Source organism: Shewanella surugensis, from assembly GCF_023284005.1.
Lineage (GTDB): Bacteria > Pseudomonadota > Gammaproteobacteria > Enterobacterales > Shewanellaceae > Shewanella > Shewanella surugensis.
The window spans coordinates 1-7,518 of record NZ_JAKIKS010000180.1; the positions used below are offsets into that span (position 1 = coordinate 1).

Annotated in this window: 5 protein-coding genes and 2 pseudogenes; 3 read left to right on the plus strand and 4 right to left on the minus strand. The window is 37.5% G+C overall.

The window, feature by feature from the left end; all coding sequences use genetic code 11:
• Positions 1-305: 305 nt before the first annotated feature.
• The 3 genes from L2764_RS24795 to L2764_RS24805 are packed head-to-tail and all read right to left on the minus strand — an operon-like array spanning position 306 to position 4,632.
• Positions 306-1,406 (minus strand): hypothetical protein, encoded by a 1,101-nt coding sequence (locus L2764_RS24795; RefSeq protein ID WP_248943045.1) that lies wholly within the window; start codon positions 1,404-1,406, stop codon positions 306-308.
• Complete coding sequence (locus L2764_RS24800; RefSeq protein WP_248943046.1) at positions 1,403-1,933, minus strand: (2Fe-2S)-binding protein; 531 nt, start codon at positions 1,931-1,933, stop codon at positions 1,403-1,405. The genes L2764_RS24795 and L2764_RS24800 overlap by 4 nt, the downstream gene beginning before the upstream one ends.
• Positions 1,930-4,632, minus strand: coding sequence for a xanthine dehydrogenase family protein molybdopterin-binding subunit (locus L2764_RS24805; RefSeq protein ID WP_248943047.1), 2,703 nt, complete (start codon positions 4,630-4,632; stop codon positions 1,930-1,932). Before L2764_RS24805 ends, L2764_RS24800 begins: the two co-directional genes overlap by 4 nt.
• A 228-nt stretch (positions 4,633-4,860) precedes the next feature.
• On the opposite strand from L2764_RS24805, the gene L2764_RS24810 reads away from it, so the two are divergent.
• The 3 genes and pseudogenes from L2764_RS24810 to L2764_RS24820 all read left to right on the plus strand — a co-directional run bounded on the left by L2764_RS24810 (position 4,861) and on the right by L2764_RS24820 (position 6,823).
• Positions 4,861-5,145 (plus strand): hypothetical protein, encoded by a 285-nt coding sequence (locus tag L2764_RS24810; protein ID WP_248943048.1) that lies wholly within the window; start codon positions 4,861-4,863, stop codon positions 5,143-5,145.
• A 714-nt stretch (positions 5,146-5,859) separates the two neighbouring features.
• Positions 5,860-5,958 (plus strand): annotated as a pseudogene (locus L2764_RS24815) (VOC family protein); the annotation flags it as partial.
• 211 nt (positions 5,959-6,169) lie between these two features.
• A complete protein-coding gene (locus L2764_RS24820; protein ID WP_248943049.1) occupies positions 6,170-6,823 on the plus strand; it encodes a class I SAM-dependent methyltransferase in 654 nt (217 codons plus the stop codon).
• Here the strand turns inward: L2764_RS24820 and L2764_RS24825 are convergent.
• A pseudogene (locus L2764_RS24825) lies at positions 6,780-7,110 on the minus strand (LexA family protein); the annotation flags it as partial. The gene L2764_RS24820 and the pseudogene L2764_RS24825 sit on opposite strands and share 44 nt — an antisense overlap.
• Between the last annotated feature and the right edge of the window lie 408 nt (positions 7,111-7,518).

Here is a 7,518-nt window from a genome sequence, read left to right on the forward strand (position 1 = left end):
TTCTTGAACTCATCTGTGTGTATTTTGCGTATTTTCTTTGTCATCATATTATACCTCGGTTAGTGATTTTACTCACTTAGCCGAGTGTCCGAAAGTACTGCCTAGGATCAATAAGTATAAGATCACAAAGTTAAGTCAAGGTAAAGCTTCGTGATCTTGTCCTGCAACATGACCCCATGGGAGCAGTTTTACGCTTTAGCGGGATAATTGTATCTGAAGGGCAGTGTCCCCTTCATTTTTAGCCACTTTAATTTGAGTTTGCGATAGAACAGGGATTAATATTCAGAAATCACCTCTTATTAAAATTATGGTTTTCCTGTAATTGGAGTAAGTTGACACTGATCTTGTTCTGAATCCTCACAACATGAAAGCAGTTGGATTACTGAGTCTTTGTAGACCGTCCCCCAAAAAGCTTCGCTATGAAAATTATTAACGGGCATCCAATGGCTATTAGGATATGAACTAGCAATTTCATTTCCGCCTTCTATTTCTTGCATGCCTGCTGAAGATAAAATGGCACTTCTCACTACTACTTTACCATTTTCTAATTTAACATTATGTGGACAACTATCAATATTGCCAATACGATGACAGCCCGTACATGTATTTCCTTCAGGCATAATAGCACTCGATACTGTCCATTTACTAAAGTCAGGACCTACATGGTTATTATACCAACCTAGAGGATCGGTAGGCACTTCATGCCATACCTGACCAAGATAAGGGCTATACATAAAAGGGTCAGCATCATGACAATTGCCACATTGGTTAGTGACAGTTTCTTTTGGCTGCCACCAAAAATCAAGCGCAGACACATGACCTTTTGGTGGTGTGACTTCATTAGGTGGCGGTACACGTTTACCATCAATGCCTGTTTTTTCATTATTTTTTTCAGCCATTACCTCTGTATGAAACCAACAAGTATCCCCATTGCTTGTACTATGTAAAATGATATCAATTTCATCATAAAACTCACTGTCTTTATCACGTAATTGCTCTCTGCGACAAAAGGCTGAAATTTGCACATCATCATAGGATAAATCTAAAATACGAGAATATGGCGTACATTGACCAAAGGTATCTTTTGAATAAGGCAACATTGATGGATTGTCACACTCCATTTTGTGTGTATAGATTATGGGTTCTTCACCATCTATCGTTATAGGCACTATGGTACCGTCATTACAATTAAAGGCAGGAATTTGGCCAATTAACGCAGTACATTGCTGGCCATATTCAAGAATGTTTTGCGTTTGTATGACCTGGTTATTACTTGCTGCATTTTCGGTTTCGTTACCACAAGCCATTAGCATAATAATTAACGAGAGAAATACAGTCACTTTTTTTTGCTTAACACCATACAAGCCACTCGTCACTATTGAGCTCTTCTTAATCACGTTATTCATGAGATATGCTCCAGCGTATATGGCTTAGCTATTTCTCTAATAGCGTCTAAATATCGAACATACCCGGTACATCGACAAATATTATCCCCTACATATTGATCGATCATTTTATCTAAATTGCTTTGGCTAACGGGATTTTGTTTTAAGCGCTCAATAAGAACGGTTGTTGACATTAAAAATCCAGATGTACAATAACCACATTGAAAAGAAAAGTGCTTCAAAAAAGCAGCTTGTAAATCGTTAGGTTTACCATTTTCAGATAAACTTTCAACGGTATAAACATGCATTTCATTCATAAAACTAACCGGCGTTAAACATGCTAAGGTTTTATTTTTAACCCCGTGTTTGCTGGTAGAGGTCATTACGCTACATGCTTTACACTCACCAATGCCACAACAAAACTTGGTACCGGTAAGAGATAGATCATCGTTTAAATAATCGACTAATGCGGTATCTGCCTCATCTGCTGAAACTTCAACTTTGATATCGTTTACATGAAATGTTATTTTTTTATTTAGATCATTCATGATAAAGCTTCCTTGATTAATTTTTGAGTAACTGGCAGTTTGGTAAAGCGATGTCCGGTTGCCATAGCAATTGCATTTAATATTGCCGCAGGAACTGGACACATTACCGACTCAGCAATACCGCGAGCGGTTTTCTCATTTTTTGCTGGTTCAATAATAATCAATTCCTGTTTTGGAATGTCTGCTGATTTCATTAACCGGTATTTGTTAAGGTTCCAAGTACCATTACCAGGTCCATTATTTGTGCTTGGGCAATCTTCTGATAAAGCGTATCCCATAGCCATGGCAATACCGCCTTGCGACTGACCTGAAACGATTTCAGGACAATGCTGAACCCCCGCACTCAATGCACTAATGCACTCTTTTACCGATACATGACCCGTTTTTTCATCAACGGTTACTGAGAGTAAAGATGCACAAGGTGAATAAGCATAACGACCAAACCTTGAATTAATGCTGGGAGGATTAACTAAATTGGTTCTTGGGACTGTCGATAACGTTACTTCAGATGTTCCTAAGGCAATATAATCTATTGGTAAATTAAGTGATTTTGTTGCAGAGAATTTATAATCGGCGTGAGCAAATTCACCGATGGTCGTCGCATGTATTGCTGCTTGTGTCGGTAAGTTTAATGTAAAAATAGCGTTTACTATTTTTTGCCATGGAATATTTCTGCCGGCAACACCAGCCACAACTGCGGTTCCGTCTTTCCATGAAATTTTATCGTAGGTTATTGTTTCATTTAAAATGCTTGAAATTGCAGGTGCTATTGCACTGACTAATAAGGGCATTGCCGCATATTGTACGGCATGATATTGCTGAAAAGCGCTTAAACATGCACTTGATGAGCCTGAACCTTTAAGTACATATTTATCACTACTGGTGTCGGTTTGCGTTAAATTAAGCGCATCAAAATACCCTGCATCACCCATTTTTATGCTGCTAGCATTTTGACCAATAAAGTGACTTGGTGCTAACCCTAATGCTGTAGCTGCACCATTCCCCATATCAACGTAAGGTGTTCTTACCGTTATGCTGCCATCTATTTCAATGGAAATACCGCCAAACATACCATCGCCACTAGTACCGTAGGCTTGATTTGATAAAGCAAAACCAACACCGTATAACAAGCCCTTTTCTTTGTATGCTTGCTGATTATTAAAACGGTTTTGCCACAAAGGCTGTTTTTCTAAAGCTGATAAAATAGGTTCGAGTTGTAAATCCTGTACAATCGGTCCTCCGGTGACAATCGTGTCGGTCTTCGATAGGAGATTATTTCGTCGTAATACGATGGGATCAATCTTTAATTCAATGGCGGCTTCGTCTAACAATGTTTCAATGGCTAAAAAAGCTTGTGGCCCACCAAAGCCTCGTTGAGCACCACCAATGAGGTGTGGAGTGTCGAGTGCTTGAGCTTTAGCGATTGCTTTAGGTATTTTGTATGCAGAACAGGAGCTTAACGCTGCTAACTGGGCAACATAAGGACTTGAGTTTTTTCTTCCTCCACCATCAAGCGTAAAACTAGCACTTAACGCTTTTATCTTTCCTAGTTTATTTAAGTATATAGCCTCTTCGACCCATGTTTGATGTCTTTTAATCCCGATTTGAAACTGTTCAAAGCGGTCATGATGCCAAAGCACGGGATGACCATCAGCAAATGGGGCAACAACAGCTAAATATAAGGTAAAATAAGATTTGTATCGGCCACCGAAACCGCCTCCTGGATAACAAGAAATTAAATCAACAGCCTTCACTTTGAATGCACATTTTTTATCACTAAAAAGCTTGGCTACCTCTTTAATATCACCCGTAGGTGACTGGGTTCCTAATAATAAATTAAGGCTATTATTACTTTGATTAAACCAAGCTAAGCCTGACTCTGGTTCCATAAACATCGGATCCATCACTTGCGTTTCAAATGCTCGGCTATAAATTTTCCAATCACCCTCCGCTACCTTACTAGCCATTTCATTAAATACATCATTTTGAACATTTCTATAATTATCGTTATATTCATCGGCACTTTTAGCAACATAGCTAAAGTTCACACTTTCATCTTTAACGTAATCGTAAGTAGGTTCATAAGTTTTAGACTCTTGAAGTGACACCTTATTGGCGTATTGAATGACATTTTTGCTAAATTGCAGTATTTTTTTTGCTTTTCGAAAAATTACTGCATTTTTAAAAATAAGCATGGCAACCGGTTGGCCATAATATAATGCTGACTCCCCTAACCTTACAAATAAACCATCGGATACATCGCCCGATAAATCTATATGGCTTTTTGCTATTTTAGTTGCATCAACCACCACAAGAGGCTGTAAATGGCTCGGCAACATATCTAGGTTGTAACTACTGATCACTGACTCAATGGTATTAGTGCGTAAGGCATAGACAACACGTTCTTCTTTAACGGTGTTGTCTGGCCAACCATAACGGGTTAAATCTTTAGATCTAAAGTCACGGGCAAACACTTTATTTCCCAAAACTTTACTTAACCCATCAATCCTGAAGTCGGCTTTACCTGGCGTTGGCGCCCAATTAAGCGAATGACTATCGAGCGCTAGCTCATTGGCTTGTACTTTATTCGCCATTAATAATGAGGGTAAACTGGTTATCGTTAAGGTAATAGCGGCGCCACTTCCACACGTTTTTATGAAACTACGACGATGTATATTGAATTCATGTAAATTAAACATTGTTAAAATCCCTTTATAATGTGAGTTCCTACATTTAATAACAATTATAAAATGATATCAAAGAATTTTCATATAAATACTTCACTATGTACACATACGTAGGATCTTAATCTAACAGGCTGAAACTATTTGATAAAATAAGTATTATTTAATAAACACTGGAAGTTGTGCTCATCTCATGATCGAATAGTAAGTGTGAGTCACTAATCAAAAATGAGAGAGCACGAGATGAACTTTAACGCTATTCCTAAGCAACTGACAAGTGTTCTTAGCTCAAACAACATCACTCAATTAGCCAAAGAATGTCATTTCATACGGCGGATGCGCAACATATCTCCCATGCAGATGGTACTGGCTATGCTCAATACGCTGGGAACCAGAACCAATATTAATCTTGCTGATATTTATAATAATTTATGCACCGAACATGACATCGGGATCAGCTATAAACCTTTTCACAATAAGCTTAAAAAATCTGAATTAACTCAACTACTTCGTAAGCTTGTTGAATAGGCCGCTAACGAGGCCCCCGTTCGTAATACGTGTAATAAGGTGTCACTTTGAATTATGCTGGGTGATAATGTCTTAAAAATTAACAGTCAGATGAGTTGTTGGGATTTTGATTTTCAAGACGTATTTTTGAGATAAAGAGAGTCAATATTTCTGGGAGTCTTTATCTTATATTTGTAAGTCTCGAAAAACGTTCGTTTCTTTAGACTGCGCCTTAATTCGCTATTTCTGAAAATAGTGAAGTGACACCTTATTACACGCATTACGAACCTACGCCTCATACGGGAGATAAAGGCATTGAGCTATACATTATTTCATTCGGCCAAATGAGCGTCTTTAGCTCTTAAAAGTCGCAGGCTGATTAGCTTGAGGGATTAGCTTGAGGGATTAGGAGTATAAAATTAATCAATTCTAAAATCACCGTTAACATTAACAATTCCCTTGGAAAAAACACTAATGTTTTTTCGAAAAAATAAACGGTAAAATTAGTATTTAGAATAAATAACTATAAAACAAATAAATATTAATATGGATGCAAAGCAACCAACCAAGAAGATAAAACCAGCAAACAATTTAAACATTTCTCGATTATTAACATTAGGGCAGTGTTATTCCCATCCTCCACATAAAATATTATAATTACATTTAAGATAATCTATTTTTGTATATCTTCTTTTGAATTTACTTATGCGGATAAGGAAAATTAAGGGGGGTTAGGAACAAGATAAGCGTTGGGTTGTAGTTGCTCCACCGAATTCGCATAGAGTTAGCTTACTTATAGCAAAGGCATCAAAACCTGAACAGCTTGATTTTATTTTTGTTATCTTATGTATAGCTTTAAAAAAAGCGTATTGTTTCAATCTAGCAGAATGTTATTGAGCTTACGCCTTCCCCATAAACAACGGAGAGCACTTTGTTTTGCTGGTGTTTTCGCACTTAGGTGAATATTGATTTATAATCAACTGGTTATGTTATACATGATTAAGAAATGATTTATAGCTCTTCGGGTGGCGGAGGGGGCATTTATATGAACGATTTTTTGCGGGAAACATATAACAGTTTTGCTGATACTTATGACGTGAATAGGGGGGCATTTGATATATCAGAAATCCTTAACTTATTTTATTCGAATTTGGAGTTAGAAAATGGAAAGTTACTTGATCTTGGTTGTGGCGCTGGAGAGCCAGTTGCCAGTTATTTCTTAAATAATGGCTGGAAAGTCATCGGAGTTGACTTTTCTGAGCGTATGATCGAGTTGGCTTCAAAATATGCGCCAAAAATGGAGGCCATCAGAGGCAATATGATGGAAGTAGAATTTGAATCAAATCAATTCGATGCTATAACAGCAACTTACAGTATTTTTCATATTCCTTCTGAGCTTCATTCAGATCTGTTTTCTGAAATGTTTAAATGGTTAAAACCTAAAGGGAAGGTTCTATTTACCTATGCAACTAAGGAATATACAGGTGCTGAAGCATTTAGTGGTAATAAAAAGTTCATAGATACTGAGCTTTTTTACAGCCACAATAAACCAGCGGAGTTATTCAGTGAGTTACAACGTATAGGCTATCATGTCGAATCTCATGAATATCATACAATTTGCAATGAAACGTTCTTGTGGGTTACGGCGCAAAAGCCTGGTCATATTGATGAATCTCCATTGGAAGGTGTTCATCATTAGCGGAGAGTAGATGCATTGCTATCGATAATTTTGCACACAAATTCACCATTGTAATTAGCGACCACAACATCGCCATTTTCGATGGTGACATGCCTATCAATGATAAGAATATCACCATCGAAAATACCCACATTGCGCATCGACTTGCCAGAAGCATGACCAAAAAAAGTGGCGCTTGGATGATCTATCAAAAGTTCATCTAAGCTTAATAGCCGTTGTATGTATTCAGTAGCAGGTGATTCGAAGCCACTGATCCCCGCGCTTGCTGTATTTGGAATGACTTTCAAAGAAAATTTGCCTGTATATATACACCGCGGTGTTGTAGCACATTTACTCAGCCAGTGAGAAGTAACCTATTTTGTTGATTTTCTTTATAAGACAATTCTATAGAGTTATATATAATCAATGTTTCCCCTCGATAACTTATCACTAAGAAATAATACAAGGGGTTTGAGGTCCAACGGTACGAAAAGTTACTCTAAGACTATATCGTGCTTTTTCAATACCTGATTTAGTGACCTGATATGCCCCTTTTTAACCTGTTCAGCCAAAGTAAACGAATAATGCCCTAATACATTCAAATGACGAGCTATAGTCGTTTCTGGTGTATGAGGATAAAGCATTGCGATGTAACCTGTTAATTGATCTTGGCCGATCAACAATTAACAAAAGGAACATCGCAATGACTAAAAATG

Bases quoted from the DNA above. Each gene is read 5' to 3' on its own strand.
- L2764_RS24820 (WP_248943049.1), top strand. From the start codon at position 6,170: ATGAACGATTTTTTGCGGGAAACATATAACAGTTTTGCTGATACTTAT.
- L2764_RS24800 (WP_248943046.1), bottom strand. From the start codon at position 1,933: ATGAATGATCTAAATAAAAAAATAACATTTCATGTAAACGATATCAAA.
- L2764_RS24810 (WP_248943048.1), top strand. From the start codon at position 4,861: ATGAACTTTAACGCTATTCCTAAGCAACTGACAAGTGTTCTTAGCTCA.
- L2764_RS24805 (WP_248943047.1), bottom strand. From the start codon at position 4,632: ATGTTTAATTTACATGAATTCAATATACATCGTCGTAGTTTCATAAAA.
- L2764_RS24795 (WP_248943045.1), bottom strand. From the start codon at position 1,406: ATGAATAACGTGATTAAGAAGAGCTCAATAGTGACGAGTGGCTTGTAT.